Source organism: Aeromicrobium sp. Root495, assembly GCF_001426755.1.
GTDB lineage: Bacteria > Actinomycetota > Actinomycetes > Propionibacteriales > Nocardioidaceae > Aeromicrobium.
The window spans coordinates 2750407-2769169 of record NZ_LMFJ01000001.1 but is presented as its reverse complement, the minus strand read 5'-3'; the positions used below and the strand labels follow the sequence as shown (position 1 = coordinate 2769169).

The window sequence follows — 18763 nt, the reverse complement described above, 5'->3', positions numbered from 1 at the left end:
GCTCAGTCGAGCACGTGCCGGGCTGGAAGCAGCGACGGGCCGTACCAGGTGAGCAGGCGCCCGTTCACGAGTCGGGTCGGGACCTGCGTGAAGACCTCGGGCCCGTCGTCGGGGGTGAAGACGTAGGGCTCGTCCGGGAGGAGCACCAGGTCGAGGTCGTGACGGTCGAGGTCGGCCGGCTCGACGTGCGGGTATCGGTCGGCGTCGGGCGCGTCGCTGTCGTAGGCGTTGGCCCAGCCCAGACGGCGCAGCAGGTCGGTCGTGAAGGTGCGAGGACCCACGACCATCCAGGGGTCGCGCCAGATGGGCACGGCGACGGTGCCGCGAGGCTCGGGGACGGGGCCGGACCAGGCGCGCTCGGACTCCTCGAGCCAGTCCGGGACACCCCACCCGAGGGCCTCGACGAAGAGCCGGCGCATGGAGGCGAAGGCCTCGTCGACGGTTTCGATCCGCGTGACCCAGACCGCGATGCCGGCCTCGCGGAGGCGGCGGACGTCGAGCTCGCGGCTCTCCTCCTGGTTGGCGATGACGAGGTCGGGCCGGAGCGCCACGATGGCGCTGCGGTCGGGGTTCTTGGTGCCGCGGACCCGCGTGACGTCGAGGTCGGCGGGGTGGGTGCACCAGTCGGTGGCGCCCAGGAGCGCCTCGGGCCGGGTGGCAGCGACGGCCTCGGTGAGGGAGGGGACGAGCGAGACGACCCGCCGGGCCTCGCCAGGCACCTCGACGGCGTGGCCGAGGTCGTCGGGGAAGGACGAACGACGAGGGTCCGGGGTCGTCATCGCGACCTCATCCCCTCGTCGTGGCCCGTGGGGAGACGAAGGACGAGGGCTCGTGGTCGCGGCCGCGACCCCGGACCCTCATCGTTCGTCCTCGGGCGGTGGCGTCTGGTTGCGGGCGGCGGTGGTGGCGAGCCGGTCGGCGATCTCGTTGTCGGGGTCGCCGGCATGGCCCTTGACCCAGCGCCACTCGACCTCGTGCCGCTCGCAGGCCGCGACGAGCTCGAGCCAGAGGTCGGCGTTCTTGACGGGCTGCTTGGCCGACGTCTTCCAGCCGTTGCGCTGCCAGCCCTTGACCCACGTCATGATGCCGCTGCGCACGTACGTGGAGTCGGTGCGCAGGATGACGTCGGAGCGCTGCTTGAGTGCCTCGAGACCGCGGATGGCCGCGGTCAGCTCCATGCGGTTGTTGGTGGTGGCGGGGTCCGAGCCGGAGATCTCCTTCTCGTGGGAGCCGCTGCGCAGGATGGCGCCCCAGCCGCCCGGCCCGGGGTTGCCGAGGCACGCGCCGTCGGTGGAGATGGTCACCTGCGGCCGCACGTGCTCGCTCATCGCCGGATCCCCAGGGAGCCGCTCACCGGCACCGTCCAGTCCTGGCGGTCCTGCTCGACGGCTGCGTCGAGGAGGGCGGCGATGTCGTCGGGCCACGAGGCCGGACGGCGGTCCGAGAAGTCGACGTGGACCGCGACCGCCTCCATGACGCACGAGAGCTCCTGCCGCGTCTCGTTCACGACGAGCGCGGCGAAGTGCACGGCCTTGTCGCCGCGCGCCAGGATGACGGTGGGCACGCGGAGCCGGTCGCCCTCGACGGACTCGCCGAAGTACCGCAGGTGCTGCTCGGCCGTGAAGGTCGTGAAGCCGCGGTCGGTGATGTACGAGTCGGGCATGCCCAGGTCCTGGCGGCTCCGGTCCCACAGGGCGTGCCCGCCGAACGAGAAGTAGTGCCCGATGTTCATGTGGTTGTTCTCGTCGAGGTGCTCAGGCCCGACGACGTGCTCCGACGTGACCGGCAGCGCCGCGAGCTGCTCGTAGCTGGGAAGACTCACGGCTCGACGCTACCTGCCGCCAGGCCCGGGCCCGACCTCGGTCAGGCCCGGTGGACCCCGGAGCCGCGGGTGTCGGGCTCGGCCGTGGTCGCGTGGTCGTCGGTGGCCTCGGCGGACGCCGGGACCTCGGTGCCGGCCGGGGCGTCGGGGACGTCCGGGTCGAGACGGTCGGCCTCGACGAGGCGGTCGTCGGCCCGGCCCTGCACCTCCGCCGCCTCGTTCTCCAGGTCCACGGCGTGGCGCTCGAGCCGCGCGGCCTTCTCGCGGGCCATCTCGGCGTCGGCCCGGGCGGCCGCTGCTCCGGCCTCGGTCTGCTGTGCCGCGGCCTGGTGCTCGGCCGCCTCCTCGCGCAGCTGCGCGGCCTGGAGGCGACGGTGCTCACGCTGCTCCAGGTGGCGGCGTTCCCTCATCCGGTGCAGCTCCCTCGTTGCCACCGCAGCGACGGCGATGACCGCCAGCAGCGCGACGAGCACGATCAGGATCCGGACCCAGGCGTCCATGGTTGCAACCTCCTCGACGGGACGAGGCGTCGCCGGTCGGCGACGCTGCTCGAGAGCTCCCTCGTCCTTGGTACAGCAGACGAGCCCCGAGCGCTCGTCGGAGAGACGCCTCCGGGCTCAGACGTTGCGTCGGTACTGGCCGCCGACCTCGAAGAACGCCTCGGTGACCTGCTGGAGCGAGCACACCCGGGCTGCCTCCATGAGGACCGCGAACACGTTGTCGCCCCGGACCGCGGCCTCCTTGAGCCGTGCGATGGTGGCGTCGGCCTCGGAGGAGTGCGCCGCGTTGTAGGCGTGCACCCGGTCGAGCTGCGACTGCTTCTCGTGCTCGGTGGCCCGGGCGAGCTCGACGGTGGGCGGCGTGACGTCGGTGTTGGGGTTGCGGAACGTGTTGACGCCGACGATGGGGATGGAGCCGTCGTGCTTGCGGTGCTCGTAGAGCATCGACTCGTCCTGGATCCGGCCGCGCTGGTAGCCCGTCTCCATGGCGCCGAGCACGCCGCCCCGCTCGTTGATCGCGTCGAACTCGGCCAGCACGGCCTGCTCCACGAGGTCGGTGAGCTCGTCGATGATGAAGGAGCCCTGCAGGGGGTTCTCGTTCATCGCGAGGCCCCACTCGCGGTTGATGATGAGCTGGATGGCGAGCGCGCGGCGCACCGACTCGTCGGTGGGCGTCGTGACGGCCTCGTCGAACGCGTTGGTGTGCAGGCTGTTGGCGTTGTCGTAGATCGCGATGAGCGCCTGCAGCGTGGTGCGGATGTCGTTGAAGTCCATCTCCTGGGCGTGGAGCGAGCGCCCCGACGTCTGCACGTGGTACTTCAGCTTCTGGCTGCGGTCGTTGGCCCCGTACTTCTCCTTCATGGCCACGGCCCACACGCGGCGGGCCACCCGGCCGATCACGGAGTACTCGGGGTCCATGCCGTTGGAGAAGAAGAAGGACAGGTTGGGCGCGAAGTCGTCGATGTCCATGCCGCGCGCCAGGTAGGCCTCGACGTAGGTGAACCCGTTGGCGAGGGTGAAGGCGAGCTGGCTGATGGGGTTCGCCCCGGCCTCGGCGATGTGATAGCCCGAGATGCTCACGGAGTAGAAGTTGCGGACCTTCTGCTCGATGAACCACTCCTGGATGTCGGCCATCATGCGCAGGCTGAACTCGGTGGAGAACAGGCACGTGTTCTGGCCCTGGTCCTCCTTGAGGATGTCGGCCTGCACGGTGCCGCGGACCTGCTGCAGCGCCTCCTCGGCGCTGATGCCGTTCTCGGCAGCCTGGTCGATCACGGTGTTGAGGAAGAACGCCAGGACCGTGGGGGCCGGTCCGTTGATCGTCATGGAGACCGAGGTGGACGGGTCGATGAGGTCGAACCCGTCGTACAGGGCCTTCATGTCGTCGAGCGTGGCCACCGAGACGCCGGAGGTGCCGATCTTCCCGTAGACGTCGGGACGCTCGTCGGGGTCGCGGCCGTAGAGGGTCACGGAGTCGAACGCGGTGGACAGGCGCGTGGCGTCGCCGTCGGAGGAGAGCAGCTTGAACCGCTTGTTGGTGCGGAAGGGGTCGCCCTCGCCGGCGAACATGCGGGCCGGGTCCTCGCCGTCGCGCTTGAACGGGAAGACGCCGGCCGTGTACGGGAAGTAGCCCGGCAGGTTCTCGCGTCGCCAGAAGCGCACGAGGTCGCCGTGCCCGGTGAAGCGGGGCAGCGCGACGCGACGGATCTTGTTGCCCGACAGCGACTCGCGCGTGAGCTGCGTGTGGAGCTCCTTGTCGCGGATCTTCACGACCTGCTCGTCGCCGGAGTAGGACTCGACGACGGCCGGCCAGCCCGCGACCTGGTCCGACACGTCGTGCGGCACGTCCTTGCGCGCCTGCTCGAGCAGGGACTCGACCGAGGCCGAGTCGAGCTCGCCGGCCGCCAGCTCGGCGGCCGTGAGCTCGAGGCGCTGCACGCGGTCGGCCGCGGCGGCCAGCTCCTCGGTCCGGGCGTGGTAGCCCCGGACCGTCTCGGTGATCTCGGCGAGGTAGCGGACGCGGTCGGTGGGCAGCACCTGGCGGATGCCGCTGGAGAAGCGGACGTCGACGTGAGGGAGCGCGCCGTCGGCGATCTCGAGGCCGTCGCCGGCCAGGAGCTCACGCAGGTGCTGGTAGAGCGCCGTGACGCCGTCGTCGTTGAAGGTGGCGGCCGACGTGCCGAAGACCGGCATGTCCTCGGGCTTCTTGCCGAAGGCCTCGCGGTTGCGGACCATCTGGCGGCCGACGTCTCGCAGGGCGTCCTTCGCGCCGCGGCGCTCGAACTTGTTGATGGCCACGGCGTCGGCGAAGTCGAGCATGTCGATCTTCTCGAGCTGCGAGGCCGCACCGAACTCCGGCGTCATGACGTAGAGGGAGTGGTCGACGAACGGGACGATGGCGGCGTCGCCCTGGCCGATGCCGGGCGTCTCCACGACCACGAGGTCGAAGCCCGCAGCCTTCACGACGTCGATGACGTCGGTGAGGAACTCCGGCGTCTCGTGCGCGCCGCGGGTGGCGAGGGAGCGGAAGTACACGCGGTCGCCGTCGAGGCTGTTCATGCGGATGCGGTCACCCAGGAGTGCGCCGCCGCCGCGGCGACGCGTGGGGTCGATGGCGATGACCGCGACACGCAGCTTGTCCTGCTGGTCGACGCGCAGGCGCCTGACCAGCTCGTCGGTGAGCGAGGACTTGCCGGACCCGCCGGTGCCGGTGATGCCCAGCACGGGGACGCGGCGCGAGGCTGCCGCGGCGTGGAGCACGGAGCGCTGCTCGTCGGTGAGGCGGCCGGACTCGGCCACCGTGAGGGCGCGGGCCACGGCGGCGCGCTCGCCGGAGCGCACGGCGTCGAGGTCGACCTGCTCGGCATCGGCCAGGTCGACGTCGCACGCCTGGAGGACCTGGGAGATCATCCCGGGCAGCCCGAGACGCTGCCCGTCCTCGGGCGAGAAGATCGTGACACCGGAGGCTCGCAGGCGGGTGATCTCTTCGGGGACGATGACGCCGCCACCGCCGCCGACGACCTGGACGTGCCCGGCTCCCTGCTCACGCAGGCTCTCGACGAGGTACTCGAAGTACTCCACGTGCCCGCCCTGGTAGGACGAGACGGCCACGCCCTGGACGTCCTCCTCGATGGCGGCCTGGACGACCTCGGCCACGGAGCGGTTGTGTCCGAGGTGGATGACCTCTGCGCCCTGCGCCTGCATGATCCGCCGCATGATGTTGATGCTGGCGTCGTGCCCGTCGAAGAGGGCCGACGCCGTGACGATGCGGACGGGATGCTGGAGCGCGGGGACCTGCGAGGAACTCATAGGACGTAAAATAGTCGGACATCCAAGTAAATGGAAGTCATCGCGCACATCCGGGCGTCGGGATGGCTAGGCTCATGCTCGTGGCACCTCTCGAGTTCGACCCCATCGCCCGTGCCGGCGACCTGTGGGACGAGCGTATAGGCGATGCGACGTCCATGAGGCTCGCTACGTCGATCATGCGGGTCCAGCAGCTCGTGATCGCCGGGCTCGAGGCAGCGCTCAAGCCGCACGGCATCACCTTCGCGCGGTACGAGGTGCTGCGGCTCATCTCGTTCAGCCGCGACGGCTACCTGCCGCTCAGCAAGATCGGCGAGCGGCTCATGGTGCACCCCACGTCGGTCACCAACGCCATCGACCGACTCGAGTCCCAAGGACTCGTGCAGCGCGAGACCGACCCCGAGGATCGCCGACGCGTGCTGGCCTCCCTCACGCCACAGGGCCGGGCCGTCCTCGACGCGGCCACCGACACGCTCATGGAGGTCGACTTCGGCGTCGGCTCCATCCCGGCTGCCCAGCAGCAGGCGCTGTACGAGGCGCTCACCCCGCTGCGCTCCCGCGACTTCGAGGTCTGACACCCGCTCACGACGACGGGCCCGGACCGAGAGGTCCGGGCCCGTCATCTGGTCATGTCCAGGTGCTCAGAGGTGGACGACCTCGGAGTTCGAACCCAGACGCGTGGTGCTGGTGGGCACCCGAAGGCGCCAGTAGTGCTTGCCGGTCCTGATCGTCCAGGAGACCGAGTTGCCGTTGGCGGCCAGCTTCAGAAACTTCTTCGTGACCCAGCCGCGGCTCGTCTTCACCTGGACCTCGGCGCGCTCCGCCGAGACCTCCTTGTGGATCTTGTACATCTTGACGCCGACGCCCTTGAAGGTCATGCTGCCGCCCTTGCGAACCGCTGAGAACGTCCCGCGGGTGACGCCGTAGCGCACGCGGAACTCGCCGCTCTTCGTCGTGTCCTTCGGGGATGCCGTGGTGGGTTCCTGGTCGAGGCTCTCGGTGATGTACGACGGGCCGAGCACGACCTTGCCGGCGCCCCAGCCGGACTTGTAGACCACGAACTGCTTGTCGGAGTCCTTCGCCTGGAAGATCTCGACGAGCCCCTTGTAGACGCCGTTCACGCGGACCTCGGTCTTGGCTCGGACCACGTTGCCCGTGAAGTGAGCACGGCCCTCGACGTAGGCGCCCTCAGGTCCATAGGTCGCCGACGAGGCGAAGGACAACTTGGTGATGTCGGGAGCGGCTGCCGTGCCGACCTCGGCCGAGCGGGCGACCCGGGCCTGGGGTGCCGACCCGAGGTACTGAGGCGCCTGCGCGGACGGCTGGTCCGGCGTGTCGAACGTGCTGGTCGAGGCGACCGCGGCCGGCGTGGGCAGCGCGAGCGTCGCGGTGAGGAGGCCGACGACGCCGAGGCGTCGGAGGGAGAGCACGGGCATGGGCGGTCCTTGGCTGGGTGGGCGTCGCGATCACGACAGGTTCATGGTGCCCAATTCTCGTCTCCACCGTGGGGGTTTCGCCCAGGTCGGACAACAGGACGGGCCCGGACCGAGGTCCGGACCCGTCGCTGGGGGAGCGTCGTCAGCTCAGAGGTGGACGACCTTGCTGTTCGCTCCGAGGCGCGTCGTGGTCGTGGTGACCTTGAGGCGCCAGTACTTCTTGCCGCTCTTGTACTTCCAGGACGGCGAGTTGCCGTTGGCGGCGAGCGAGAAGTACTTCTTGTTCTTCCAGCCGCTGCTGGTCTTGACCTGCAGCACCGCACGGCCGGCGCTCACGTCCTTGTGGATCTTGAACATCTTGACGTTGACGGCCTTGAACGTGAGCTTCGAGCCGTAGCGCTTGACCGACAGGTACCCGGTGTGGACGCCGTAGCGCACACGGAAGGTGCCGCTCGTCGTCGGGTCGTTGACGTTCCCGTTGATGACCGACGGTCCGACCACGACGGCGCCGGCGCCCCAGCCCGCCGGGTAGTTGAAGCCGTTGGGCCCGACGGCCACGGTGCCCTTGTAGGCGCCGTTGACGCGGACCTGGGACACGACCGAGCCGATGTCACCGGTGTACGAGACGGTGCCCCGCACGGCGGCACCGGCCTTGCTGAACATGGCGGCCGACCTGAAGGAGAACTTCGTGACGTCGGGCGAAGCCGCGGCGCGAACGGTTCCGGACGGCGCGAACGTGCCGCGCGCCGAGCTCTTCTGCGGGGTGCTGACCGGTGCGTCGACCCCCGAGGTCGAGGCGACGGCAGCGGTCGCGGGGAGGGCGAGCGCCACGGTGATGAGACCGACGAGCGCAAGCCGTCGGGCGGAGGACAGGTGCATGGGTGGTCCTTCTTCTGGTGGGAAGTGCCGCAGTCGCGGCAGACCTATCGTGCCCAATCCGCCCGACGCGCGCGCTCCCGGGTCCCAGCTGTCGGGACGGTCCTGTCTCAGCTCTCGAGGAACGCGGCGTTGAGGGTGTGCTCGGGGACGCCGAGGCCCTCGACGAGGGTGAGGAGATGGGGCCGCAGCTTCGCGAGCTGGTCGTTGACGAGTGCCGTCACGGTCTTGGCTCGCGTGTCGGAGAGGCGGTTGTGACCCATGAACCAGGCGAGGTCGTCCTCGATGCTGACGAGGGCGAAGAGCGTGCAGACCTCGCGCAGGAGATCGGCAGCCTCGTCGTCCTCGCAGCGCGCGATGCCGGCGGTGAAGGCCTCGAGGACGATCCGGTCGACGTGCACGCGGCCGCAGCGGATGACGTGGTCCTGGGCGTTGTTGAAGATGCGGAAGGCCTCGTCGTCGTCGGCCTTGGCGGCGCGCTGGAGGCGTCGGGCCGCCGTCTCGATGACGTGCTGCTCGCGGTCCTCGAACAGGCTCAGCTGCGTGCCGCGGTCGAGGAGGTCGTGGTCGTCGTCGCCCTTGCCCGGTCGGGCGTCGATGAGACGCTGGATGAGCTGCGAGGCGGCCGTGCGCTCCTTGACGACGTCGGTGACGGTGCTGGCCACGAAGCGCGCCATGCCCACGGGGTCGAGCCCGCCGATCTCCGAGGCGTAGGCCGTGAGGAGCTCCTTGGCCACGAGCTGGAAGAGGACGTGGTTGTCACCCTCGAACGTGGTGAAGACGTCGACGTCGCCGCGCAGCGTGGTGAGACGGTTCTCGGCGAGGTAGCCGGCGCCGCCGCACATCTCGCGCGACTCCTGGATGGCGTGCGAGGCGTGCCACGTCTGGGCCGCCTTGAGGCCGGCCGCGCGGCTCTCGAGCTCGCGCGAGAGCTGGGCGTCGACCTCGTCGGCCGTCTGCAGACGGTGCATGCGGGCCACGAGCTGGTTCTGCGCGAAGCGGTAGGCGTACGACTTGGCGATGAGGGGGAGGAGCCGACGCTGGTGCATGCGGTAGTCGGCCAGCAGCACCTCCTGGTCGGCGGGACCGAACTGGCGGCGCTGGAGCGCGTAACGACCGGCGATGCTGAGGGCCACCTCCGCGGAGGCGCTCGCCGAACCACCGACGCTGACGCGACCGCGGATGAGCGTGCCGAGCATCGTGAAGAAGCGGCGGTTGGTGTTGTCGATGGGCGAGGAGTAGGCCCCGCCCTCGTCGACCTGGCCGTACTTGTTGAGCAGGTTCTCGCGGGGGATGCGCACGTCGTGGAACATGAGTCGGCCGTTGTCGACGCCGCCGAGTCCGCCCTTGTGGCCGTCGTCGGAGGTGGTGACGCCCGGCAGGTCCTCGCCGTGCTCGTCGCGGATGGGGACGAGGAAGCAGTGCACGCCGTGGCTCTCGCCGCGGGTGACCAGCTGGGCGAAGACCGCCGCGATGGTGGCGTGCTTGGCGGCGTTGCCGATGTAGTCCTTGCGGGAGCTGGGCGTGGGCGAGCTGAGCACGAACTCCTGCGTGGAGGGGTCGTACGTGGCGGTGGTCTCGAGGCTCTGGACGTCGCTGCCGTGGCCCGTCTCGGTCATGGCGAAGCAGCCGACGAGGTCGAGGTCGATGATGCGGGGGATGAGGGCGTGGTGCTTCTCGGTGCCGAGGTTCTCGACCGCGCCGCCGAAGAGGCCCCACTGGACGCCGGCCTTCACCATGAGGGACAGGTCGAACTGGGCCAGCATCTCGATGCCGGTGACCGCCATGCCGGGGTCGCCGGTGCCGCCGTGGTCCTTCGTGAAGCCGGCCGCCGGGACGCCGGTGGGGACGAGCTGCTTCAGCTGGGCGAAGGTGCGCTCACGGGCGTCGTCGAGCCCGAGGTCGTGGTCGTACGCCAGGTCCATCTCGGCGAGCTCGCGACGGGACTGCTCCCGCACGTGCCGCCACTTGCCGTCGAGCGCGATCCGGACCTCGTCTGCCAGAGTCATGGCTCCACGGTACTGGCGCGGTGGGGCCGAGGCTCGTCGAACCGATCGTCTTGGTCGGGAGTGCGACGGTGGGGCCACCACCTCCCATCACTCGCCCACGAGAGGCCCAGCATGACCTTCACGACCCCCGACCTGTGCGACGAGCACGGTGACGACGTCCGGGTCCTCGAGCCCGGCCTGGTCGACCTCGGTGGCCGGGAGGTGTTCCACGGCCCCGTCCGGACGGTCTCGTGCCACGAGGACAACTCGCGCGTCAAGGAGGTGCTGGCCACGCCCGGCGACGGTGCCGTCCTGGTGGTCGACGGCGGCGGGTCGCTCCGCTGCGCCCTGCTCGGCGACATGATCGCGGCCGGAGCCGTCGACCAGGGCTGGGCCGGCGTGGTCATCGCCGGGGCCGCGCGCGACGTGGAGGTCCTGCGCACGCTCGACCTCGGCGTCCGGGCCCTGGGCTCGGTGCCGCGACGGTCGGACCGTCAGGGCCGCGGCGAGCTCGACGTCCCCGTGACCGTGGCGGGCGTCGACGTGCGTCCTGGCGACCACCTCTACGCCGACGCCACCGGCATCGTGGTCGCGTCGAGGAACCTGCTCGACGGCTGACGTCCCACCGGCCCTCGCCCGGGAGATACCGTGGGCGCCGCGACGGCAAGACCAGCGGTGCGACCAGACGGGGAGGTGCGGCGATGGCCTCGGCAGCGACCGCGTACTTCCTCCCCCGTGACCTGCACCCGGCTGCGTGGTGGGTCTGGGCCCTCGGGCTGGCCGCGGCCGCGAGCCGCACGACCAACCCGTGGCTCCTGCTCGTCATCTTCGGCGTGGCCTGCCACGTGGTGGTCTCCCGTCGGCCCGACGCCCCCTGGGCGCTCGCCTTCCGGCTCTACCTCTACCTCGGCCTCACGATCATCGTGGTCCGACTCGTGTTCCGGGTCCTGCTCGCGGGCGGGCAGGGGCAGACCGTGCTGCTCTCCCTCCCGTCCGTCCCGCTGCCCGAGTGGGCTGCAGGCGTGAGCCTGCTCGGCGACGTGACCGCGGAGGCCATGCTCTCGGGCCTCTACGACGGGATGCGGCTGGCCACCATGGTCATCTGCCTCGGCGCGGCCAACGCCCTGGCCAACCCCAAGCGACTCCTCAAGTCGATGCCGTCGGCTCTCTACGAGGTGGGGACGGCCGTCGTCGTGGCCATCTCGGTCTTCCCGCAGCTGGCCGAGAGCTTCCTGCGGGTGCGACGGGCACGTGCCCTGCGGGGTGGGCCGAAGCAGGGCCGGATGAAGGCACTGCGGGCCATCGTCATCCCGGTGCTCGAGGACGCCCTGGACCGGTCGCTCCAGCTGGCGGCGTCGATGGACTCCCGCGGCTACGGACGGGCCGGTCGCGACAGTGCACGCACGCGACTGCTGACCGGCTCCCTCATGGTGGTGGGGCTCATCGGTGTGTGCGTCGGCGTCTACGCGACGCTCGACGGCACGACGCCGCGGGTCCTCGCCGGACCCGTCCTCGCGGCCGGCGCGGTCGTCGCGCTGATCGGCTTCGGCGTCGCCGGGCGGCGGGTGCAGCGGACGCGGTACCGCCCGGACCGCTGGCGTCCCGCCGAGGTCCTCGTCGCGCTGAGCGGCATCGGCGTCGCGGTGGTCCTGTTCACGACGTCGAGCTTCGACCCGCTCGACGTGAACCCGTCGCTCTCGCCCCTCACGTGGCCGCCCGTCGCCGTCGTGCCGCTCCTCGGCATCCTGGTGGGCGTGCTCCCGTCGTTCTTCACCCCGCCGCCGCGCGCGCCGCACGCCGGCCAGGTGCAGCCGTTCGAGCAGGCGCGTCTCCCGGTGGGGGAGGGCGCATGATCCGCCTCGACCGCATGAGCTTCACGTACGACGGCGCCACGAGGCCCACCCTCCGCGACGTCGACCTCACGATCGACGAGGGCGAGCTCGTCCTCGTGGCCGGGCGCACGGGCGCGGGCAAGTCGACGCTGCTCAACGCCTTCAACGGGCTCGTCCCGCACTTCACCGGCGGTCATCTCGACGGCTCGGTCTCGGTCCAGGGAGTCACCACCCAGGAGAAGCCGCCGCGGGAGTTCTCCCACCTCGTCGGCGTGGTGGGGCAGGACCCGCTCGCGGGCTTCGTCACCGACACCGTCGAGGAGGAGCTCGCGTACGGGATGGAGCAGCTCGGCGTCGAGCCCCAGGTGATGCGTCGACGGGTGGAGGAGACGCTCGACCTGCTCGGCATCGCCGACCTCCGCGACCGTGCCCTCCGCACGCTCTCGGGCGGCCAGCAGCAGCGGGTCGCGATCGGCTCCGTCCTGACCATGCACCCCGCCGTGCTCGTGCTCGACGAGCCGACGTCGGCGCTCGACCCCACGGCGGCCGAGGACGTGCTGGCCACCCTCGCCCGTCTCGTCCACGACCTCGGGACCACCGTCGTGCTGGCGGAGCACCGCATGGAGCGCGTCATCCCCTTCGCCGACCGCATGCTCTGGGTCCCTGGTGACGGGCGGGTCGTCGACGGCACGCCCGCGCAGGTCCTCGCACAGCTCCCGGCGGCGCCACCGATCATCGAGCTGGGTCGGCTGCTCGGCTGGGACCCGCTCCCGCTCAGCGTGCGTGACGCCCGCCGCGCCGCGACCTCGGTCCGGGCCGAGCTCGACGCGTCGGACTCGGCCGTCCCGCGCCGGGACCCTGGTGAGGGCAAGGTGCTGCTCGAGGCCCGTGGCGTCGTGGTCAGGTACGGGCAGCACGTCGCCGTCCGGGAGGTCGACCTGGCTCTTCACGCCGGCTCGGTCACCGCGCTCATGGGCCGCAACGGGTCGGGCAAGTCGTCCCTCCTCTGGGCGCTCCAGGGAGCGGGCAGGCGTCAGGCCGGCACCGTCCTGGCCGGTGGTGTCGAGACGGCGCAGGTCAGTCGCGCCGACGCACGGCGGGCCGTCGGGCTCGTGCCGCAGACCGCCAGCGACCTGCTGTACCTCGAGTCCGTCGACCAGGAGTGCGGTGCGGCCGACGACGAGTCGGGCGCCGAGCCCGGCACGTGCCGGACGCTGCTCGACCGCATGGCGCCGGGCATCGACGGCACGCAGCACCCACGTGACCTCTCCGAGGGTCAGAAGCTCGCCCTCGTCCTGGCGGTCCAGCTCACGGCGGCGCCGCCGGTGATGCTCCTCGACGAGCCCACGCGCGGTCTCGACTACGGCGCCAAGTCGGCGTTCGTCGAGATCGTGCAGGCGCTCGCGGCCGACGGGCACACGGTGGCCATCGCGACGCACGACGTCGAGTTCGTGGCCCGGGTCGCCGACCGCGTCATCGTGATGGCCGAGGGGGAGTTCGTGTCCGACGGACCGGCCGTCGACGTGCTCGGCGGGTCTCCGGCGTTCGCGCCGCAGACGGCCAAGGTTCTGGGTCCGCGGTGGCTCACCGTCGAGCAGGTCCGTGAGGCGGTGGCCCCGCGATGAGCATCCTCAGGACCTCGGCCAGGCCCTCCGAGGGCCAGGCCGTCCGCGTCGGGCGACGCTCGGCCGTCGTGCTCACCCTCGCCTCGGTGGCCGGACTCATGATGTTCGTCTGGCCGCTGCTCGTGCAGGTGGAGCCGCAGGACGTGGCGGACCGCACGGACGCACCGTTCGTCTTCATGGTGATCCTGCCGGTCATCATCGCGGTGGTCCTGGCCGAGCTGTCCGAGGGCGGGATGGACGCCAAGGCACTGGCGATGCTCGGCGTGCTGTCGGCCGTCAACGCGGCGCTGCGGCCGCTCGGCGCCGGCACGGCCGGCATCGAGGTGATCTTCTTCCTCATCGTGATCGCCGGCCGGGTGTTCGGGCCGGGCTTCGGCTTCGTGCTGGGCTGCACCTCCCTGTTCGCGTCGGCGCTGCTCACCGCGGGCGTCGGGCCCTGGCTGCCGTTCCAGATGATGTGTGCGGCGTGGATCGGGATGTTCGCCGGTCTGCTGCCGCGTCGCGTCACCGGGCGGGCCGAGATCGCGATGCTCGTGGGGTACGGCATCGTCGTGGCCTACGGCTTCGGGTTCCTCATGAACCTCTGGAACTGGCCCTTCGTCACCGGCATCGACCTCTCCTACTACTCCGGCGACCTGTCCTACGTGCCGGGAGCGCCCGTCCTCGAGAACCTGCACCGGTTCGTCGTCTACACGGTGCTCACCTCCACCGCCGGGTGGGACACGGGGCGCGCCATCACCAACGCGGTAGCCCTCGTGGTGCTCGGCCCGGCACTCCTCGCCACGCTCCGGCGGGCGTCGAGGAGGGCGTCGTTCGGCAGCGTTGCGACGTTCCGGGACGAGACCCCCTGAAGGCTTGATACCGTGGCCGAGCCCGTCCGGGCGACAACTCCATCCACCCGACGCTGGGGAAAGCCGGTCCAAGTCCGGCGCTGACCCGCAACCGTAGGCCCCTCGGGGCGAGCCGGAGCACCCGCCGTCGGGGCTGATCAGTCCACGCTGCCGCGGTACGCAGGTGGGGCCTTCCCGCCCTGTCGCAGCGGGAAGGAACCCATGAAGACCATCACTCGGCGCCTCGCTGCCCTCGCAGCCGCGCCTCTTCTCGCCGGCGCCCTCGTCGCCGTGCCCGGCTCGGCCCAGGCGGCCAGCCCCAACGCCACGTCGGCGGGCTACTGGCTCGGCCAGCAGCTCAGCGAAGGCCTCATCTTCAACGAGCAGTACGAGTACAACGACTACGGTCTGACGATCGACGTCCTGCAGGCGCTGCTCGACACCGACACCCAGCCCGCCAAGCGGACCGAGATCGTCAGCGCTCTCCGGGAGCGCGTGAACGAGTACACGTCGGCCGGGGGCACCGGCAAGTTCATCACCGCGGTGCAGGACGCCGGCGCCGTCCCCACCTCGTTCGGCGGCGTGAACCTCGTGCAGCGGCTCGAGGACAAGATCGTCGGGTCCGACGACCCCGAGGCCGGTCGCGGTCGCGACTACGTCGGCGACTTCTCCAGCACCCTCACCCAGTCGCTGATCGTGCGCGGACTCTCCGGCGTCGACAGCAACAAGGCCGCCGCCGCCGTGAGCTACCTGCTCAAGCAGCAGTGCGCCGACGGCGGCTTCCGCGAGGCGATGTTCACCGAGGCCGTCGCCGACGACCCCGAGACGCCCTTCGACGACTCGCGCGAGGCCGTCGACCGCACGTGCGGCGACAGCACCACCGCAGGTGACGACGGCGAGACCGTCGACGCCACGGCGTTCGCCGTGCGCGCGCTGATCGAGGCCAAGATCGGCGCCGAGGTCCCGGACGTCCAGGCACCGCTCTCGCGCGCCGTCCTCTACCTCCTCAAGCAGCAGCAGGCCGACGGCAGCTTCCGCAACGACGGCGCCTCCAACTCCAACTCCACCGGCCTCGCCGCGGCGGCGCTCTCCGTGTACGGCAAGGCCGGGCCCGCCGACCTCGCCGCCGCCTGGCTCGTCAAGCGTCAGGCCACCAAGGCTGCGGCCACGGGCAACCAGCTCGCGGGCGAGCTGGGTGCCATCGCGTTCGACAACAACGCTCTGGCCGACGGCAAGGCCGACGGCATCGGCGTGCCCGACCGCGACCAGTGGATCCGGGCCACCTCGCAGGCCGCGGCAGGCATCGACGCCCTCCTGCCCGCCAAGAAGCTGAGCATCAAGCCCAAGTACTCGACGCGCCCCCGCTCGGCCCAGCAGCTCGTGACGGTCACCGGCCTCGCCGCCGGCGAGAAGGTCACGGTCTACACGCTCGGCAAGACCCTCAAGGGTCAGGCCAACGCGTCGGGCGTCTGGTCGACCCGCTTCACCGTCGGCACGTCGCTCGGCACCAAGGTCGTCCGCGCCTTCGGGCAGAACGCCAAGCGGGTCGGCGAGTCCACCTTCGTCGTCGTCAAGTGACCTGGGCGACCCGCCTCGTCGGCACCCTCACGGCCGCGCTCCTCAGCGCGGCCGTGGGGGTCGTCGCGGTCCCTGGTGCCGCGCAGGCAGCTGCGTGCACGAACGGCTCCGGGTACACGGTGGTCGTCGACTCGCAGCAGCTCGGGTCCGGCTCCACCACGACGTGCGTCGGCGGCAGCGGCCGTGAGCGGGCCGCGGCCCTCTTCGACCGTGCCGGCGTGGGCATGCAGTACGCGAGCAACGACCCGGGCTTCGTGTGCCGGGTCAACGGGGCGCCGGCCAGTGCCGGCTGCGTCGAGACCTCGTCGGCGTCGGCGTACTGGTCGCTCTGGTGGTCCGCGGGCGACGGCACGTGGACGTACGCGTCCTCCGGTGTCGCCTCGCAGCGGGTGCCCGAGGGCGGCTGGGTCGCGTGGAGCTGGCAGGGCCAGAAGACCCGCAACGCACCGGACGTCACGCCGTCCACGCCGCGCGCCGCGGCCCCGCAGCCCACGAAGAAGCCGGCGGCCCGGCCCACGTCGGGCACGGGCTCGACCGGTGGCACGAAGGGGTCCGGCCGGGCCGACCCCGAGTCCTCGCCGTCGGCCCGAGCCAAGGCCACCCCTTCGCCCTCCACCGCTGCCCAGAAGAAGGCGGCCAAGAAGGCTGAGGCGAAGGCCAGGACCAGGGCTTCTGCGTCGACCGGCCCCTCCGCGAGCGGGCCGGCGACGTCCTCGGAGGACGCGGCCAGGGCGTCGTCGGAGTCCGACGGCGGCCCGGGCGGACTCGCCTGGGTGGCCATCGTGGTGCTGCTCCTGCTGGGCGCCAGCGGAGGCGTCGTCGCGTGGCGCCGTCGGACGTCGGCCGACCTCTGAGCGGGCCTAGGCTGGAGACCATGTCAGGACCCGTCACCGTCTCCATCACTCGTCACGTCGACCCTGGTCACGAGGACCAGATGCTGGCCTGGCTCCGGGCCGGGACGCAGCTGTCGGAGCGGTTCGACGGCTTCCTCGGCTCGGGCTGGGTCCGTCCCTCCGCCGGGTCCACCGAGTGGCACATGCTCTACCGCTTCGCCGACGCGGAGGCGCTGCGGGTGTGGGACGAGTCGGAGCAGCGTCGGTGGTGGCTGGAGTCTGCCCAGGGCTTCGTCGAGACCGCGCAGCACGAGAAGCGCACGGGCATCGAGGGCTGGTTCGACGAGCCCACCACGGTCGACCGCGAGGACCTGCGCCCCGCACCCACCCCGCCGCCACGCTGGAAGCAGATGTGCGCGATCTTCCTCGTGTTCTTCCCGCTGAGCCTCGCGGCCAACGAGCTGGGCCGGGTCTACGCCGCCGACTGGTGGCTGCCCCTCCGGGTCCTCGTCACGGTGTGTGCCATGACGCCGCTCATGACCTACGTCTTCCTGCCGTTCGTCACCCGCCTGCTCGCCCCGTGGCTCAACGCCGTTCCCAAGGTGCGCCCTTGAGCGGTCTGCTGGTGGCGGGCACCACCTCGGACGCCGGCAAGAGCATCGTCACGACGGCGATCTGCCGGGCCTTCGCCCGACGCGGCCTGAAGGTGGCGCCGTTCAAGGCGCAGAACATGAGCAACAACTCCATGGTCTGCGTCGACGCGGAGGGTCGCGGCGCCGAGATCGGCCGGGCGCAGTGGGTCCAGGCACGCGCGGCCCGCATCACGCCCGAGCCCGCCATGAACCCGGTCCTGCTCAAGCCCGGCAGCGACCACCGCAGCCACGTCGTCGTGATGGGGCAGCCGGGCGGGACGCTCGACTCAGGTGACTTCCTGGGTGGTCGGACGCACCTGGCCGAGGCCGCGTTCGCGGCGTTCGACGAGCTCCGCTCGCGGGTCGACGTCGTGGTGGCCGAGGGGGCCGGCTCCCCGGCCGAGGTGAACCTGCGGGCGCACGACTACGTGAACATGGGTCTCGCGCGGCACGGCTCCCTGCCCACCGTGGTGGTGGGCGACATCGACCGCGGCGGAGTGTTCGCGGCGCTCTACGGGACGCTCGCGCTGCTCGACGCCGACGACCAGGCGCTGCTCGCCGGCTTCGTCCTCAACAAGTTCCGCGGCGACGTCACGTTGCTCGACCCCGCGCTGCAACGCATCACCGCGCTGACCGGTCGGCCGTTCCACGGCGTGCTCCCGTGGGACCCGAACCTCTGGCTCGACTCCGAGGACGCGCTCGACCTCGAGGGGCGCCGGGCCACCGACCCGGCCGACGCGCTCCGCGTCGCGGTGGTCCGCTTCCCCCGCATCAGCAACTTCACCGACGTCGACGCGCTGGGGCTCGAGCCGGGTGTCGACGTCGTGTTCGCGTCGCGCCCGAGCGAGCTGGCCGGAGCCGACCTCGTCGTCCTGCCCGGCACGCGCACCACCATCGCCGACCTCGCGTGGATGCGCGAGCGCGGGCTCGACGAGGCGGTGCTGCGTCACCATGCGGCCGGCCGGCCGGTGCTCGGGGTGTGCGGCGGCTGCCAGGTGCTGGGTCGGACCATCACCGACGTCGACGGGGTGGAGGGTCCGGGGGGTGCGGTCGTCGAGGGTCTGGGGCTGCTCGACCTCACGACGGAGTTCGGTGCGGCCAAGGTGCTGCGTCTGCCCGAGGGCGAGGCGTGGGGCGTGCCGGTGACGGGCTACGAGATCCACCACGGTCGGATCGAGGTCGGGGCCTCTGCGGAACCGTTCCCCGGCGGCGCCGCCACCGATCGCGTCTTCGGCACGATGTGGCACGGCAGCCTGGAGTCCGACGAGTTCCGGCGCGCCCTGCTGAGCCGCGCTTCGGCCTTGGTCGGGCGTCCGGCCATCGAGTCCGACGTGAGCTTCGAGGACGCTCGCGAGCGTCGGATCGACCTCTTGGCCGACCTCGCCGAGGAGCACCTCGACGTCGACGCGCTCCTCGCCCTGGCCCAGGACGGCGCCCCCGCCGGCCTCCCCTTCGTCCCCGCCGGACCCCGGCCGGACGAACGATGAGGGGTTGGGGTCGTTGAG

17 protein-coding genes and 1 riboswitch are annotated in these 18763 nt (G+C 71.3%); of the genes, 9 read left to right on the top strand and 8 right to left on the bottom strand.

Annotated elements, in window-relative coordinates; all coding sequences use genetic code 11:
• Nucleotides 1–2: 2 nt before the first annotated feature.
• From ASD11_RS13780 to icmF, 5 genes are all read right to left on the bottom strand, one after another.
• Nucleotides 3–779 (bottom strand): helical backbone metal receptor, encoded by a 777-nt coding sequence (locus ASD11_RS13780; RefSeq protein ID WP_056288046.1) that lies wholly within the window; start codon nucleotides 777–779, stop codon nucleotides 3–5.
• A gap of 78 nt (nucleotides 780–857) precedes the next feature.
• A complete protein-coding gene (rnhA, locus tag ASD11_RS13775) occupies nucleotides 858–1328 on the bottom strand; it encodes a ribonuclease HI (protein ID WP_056288043.1) in 471 nt (156 codons plus the stop codon).
• Nucleotides 1325–1822 carry an acyl-CoA thioesterase gene (locus ASD11_RS13770; RefSeq protein ID WP_056288042.1) on the bottom strand — a complete coding sequence of 166 codons (498 nt, stop codon included), beginning with the start codon at nucleotides 1820–1822 and terminating at the stop codon, nucleotides 1325–1327. The genes rnhA and ASD11_RS13770 overlap by 4 nt, the downstream gene beginning before the upstream one ends.
• Nucleotides 1823–1863: 41 nt before the next feature.
• Nucleotides 1864–2322, bottom strand: coding sequence for a hypothetical protein (locus tag ASD11_RS13765; RefSeq protein ID WP_056288039.1), 459 nt, complete (start codon nucleotides 2320–2322; stop codon nucleotides 1864–1866).
• A 117-nt stretch (nucleotides 2323–2439) separates the two neighbouring features.
• Nucleotides 2440–5631 carry a fused isobutyryl-CoA mutase/GTPase IcmF gene (icmF, locus tag ASD11_RS13760; protein ID WP_056288037.1) on the bottom strand — a complete coding sequence of 1064 codons (3192 nt, stop codon included), beginning with the start codon at nucleotides 5629–5631 and terminating at the stop codon, nucleotides 2440–2442.
• A 74-nt stretch (nucleotides 5632–5705) separates the two neighbouring features.
• Here icmF and ASD11_RS13755 point away from each other — a divergent pair, with 74 nt between their 5' ends.
• A complete protein-coding gene (locus ASD11_RS13755) occupies nucleotides 5706–6203 on the top strand; it encodes a MarR family winged helix-turn-helix transcriptional regulator (protein ID WP_156464724.1) in 498 nt (165 codons plus the stop codon).
• Between the two features lie 66 nt (nucleotides 6204–6269).
• Here ASD11_RS13755 and ASD11_RS13750 read toward each other — a convergent pair whose 3' ends face one another.
• The 3 genes from ASD11_RS13750 to ASD11_RS13740 all read right to left on the bottom strand — a co-directional run bounded on the left by ASD11_RS13750 (nucleotide 6270) and on the right by ASD11_RS13740 (nucleotide 9949).
• The gene (locus ASD11_RS13750; protein ID WP_056288032.1) at nucleotides 6270–7064 is read right to left on the bottom strand and encodes a hypothetical protein; all 795 of its coding nucleotides are present in this window, start codon (nucleotides 7062–7064) and stop codon (nucleotides 6270–6272) included.
• Between the two features lie 147 nt (nucleotides 7065–7211).
• Nucleotides 7212–7943 carry a hypothetical protein gene (locus ASD11_RS13745; RefSeq protein WP_056288031.1) on the bottom strand — a complete coding sequence of 244 codons (732 nt, stop codon included), beginning with the start codon at nucleotides 7941–7943 and terminating at the stop codon, nucleotides 7212–7214.
• 107 nt (nucleotides 7944–8050) lie between these two features.
• Nucleotides 8051–9949: an acyl-CoA dehydrogenase family protein gene (locus ASD11_RS13740; protein WP_056288030.1), complete on the bottom strand. Its 1899-nt coding sequence runs from the start codon at nucleotides 9947–9949 to the stop codon at nucleotides 8051–8053.
• A 111-nt stretch (nucleotides 9950–10060) separates the two neighbouring features.
• On the opposite strand from ASD11_RS13740, the gene rraA reads away from it, so the two are divergent.
• From rraA to ASD11_RS13700, 8 genes are all read left to right on the top strand, one after another.
• Entirely contained in the window at nucleotides 10061–10546 is a 486-nt protein-coding gene (gene rraA / locus ASD11_RS13735) for a ribonuclease E activity regulator RraA (RefSeq protein ID WP_056288029.1), read from the top strand.
• Between the two features lie 83 nt (nucleotides 10547–10629).
• Nucleotides 10630–11781 (top strand): energy-coupling factor transporter transmembrane component T, encoded by a 1152-nt coding sequence (locus tag ASD11_RS13730; protein WP_056288028.1) that lies wholly within the window; start codon nucleotides 10630–10632, stop codon nucleotides 11779–11781.
• Nucleotides 11778–13385 (top strand): ABC transporter ATP-binding protein, encoded by a 1608-nt coding sequence (locus ASD11_RS13725; protein WP_056288027.1) that lies wholly within the window; start codon nucleotides 11778–11780, stop codon nucleotides 13383–13385. The genes ASD11_RS13730 and ASD11_RS13725 overlap by 4 nt, the downstream gene beginning before the upstream one ends.
• A complete protein-coding gene (locus tag ASD11_RS13720; RefSeq protein ID WP_056288024.1) occupies nucleotides 13382–14236 on the top strand; it encodes an ECF transporter S component in 855 nt (284 codons plus the stop codon). Before ASD11_RS13725 ends, ASD11_RS13720 begins: the two co-directional genes overlap by 4 nt.
• Before the next feature lie 34 nt (nucleotides 14237–14270).
• Nucleotides 14271–14379, top strand: a riboswitch (cobalamin riboswitch).
• A 58-nt stretch (nucleotides 14380–14437) separates the two neighbouring features.
• Nucleotides 14438–15793 carry a prenyltransferase/squalene oxidase repeat-containing protein gene (locus ASD11_RS13715; protein WP_056288020.1) on the top strand — a complete coding sequence of 452 codons (1356 nt, stop codon included), beginning with the start codon at nucleotides 14438–14440 and terminating at the stop codon, nucleotides 15791–15793.
• A complete protein-coding gene (locus tag ASD11_RS13710) occupies nucleotides 15790–16647 on the top strand; it encodes a hypothetical protein (RefSeq protein WP_056288017.1) in 858 nt (285 codons plus the stop codon). The genes ASD11_RS13715 and ASD11_RS13710 overlap by 4 nt, the downstream gene beginning before the upstream one ends.
• Nucleotides 16648–16667: 20 nt before the next feature.
• Entirely contained in the window at nucleotides 16668–17240 is a 573-nt protein-coding gene (locus tag ASD11_RS13705) for an antibiotic biosynthesis monooxygenase (protein ID WP_056288012.1), read from the top strand.
• Nucleotides 17237–18745 carry a cobyric acid synthase gene (locus tag ASD11_RS13700; RefSeq protein WP_082554364.1) on the top strand — a complete coding sequence of 503 codons (1509 nt, stop codon included), beginning with the start codon at nucleotides 17237–17239 and terminating at the stop codon, nucleotides 18743–18745. Before ASD11_RS13705 ends, ASD11_RS13700 begins: the two co-directional genes overlap by 4 nt.
• The last annotated feature ends 18 nt before the right edge of the window (nucleotides 18746–18763 follow it).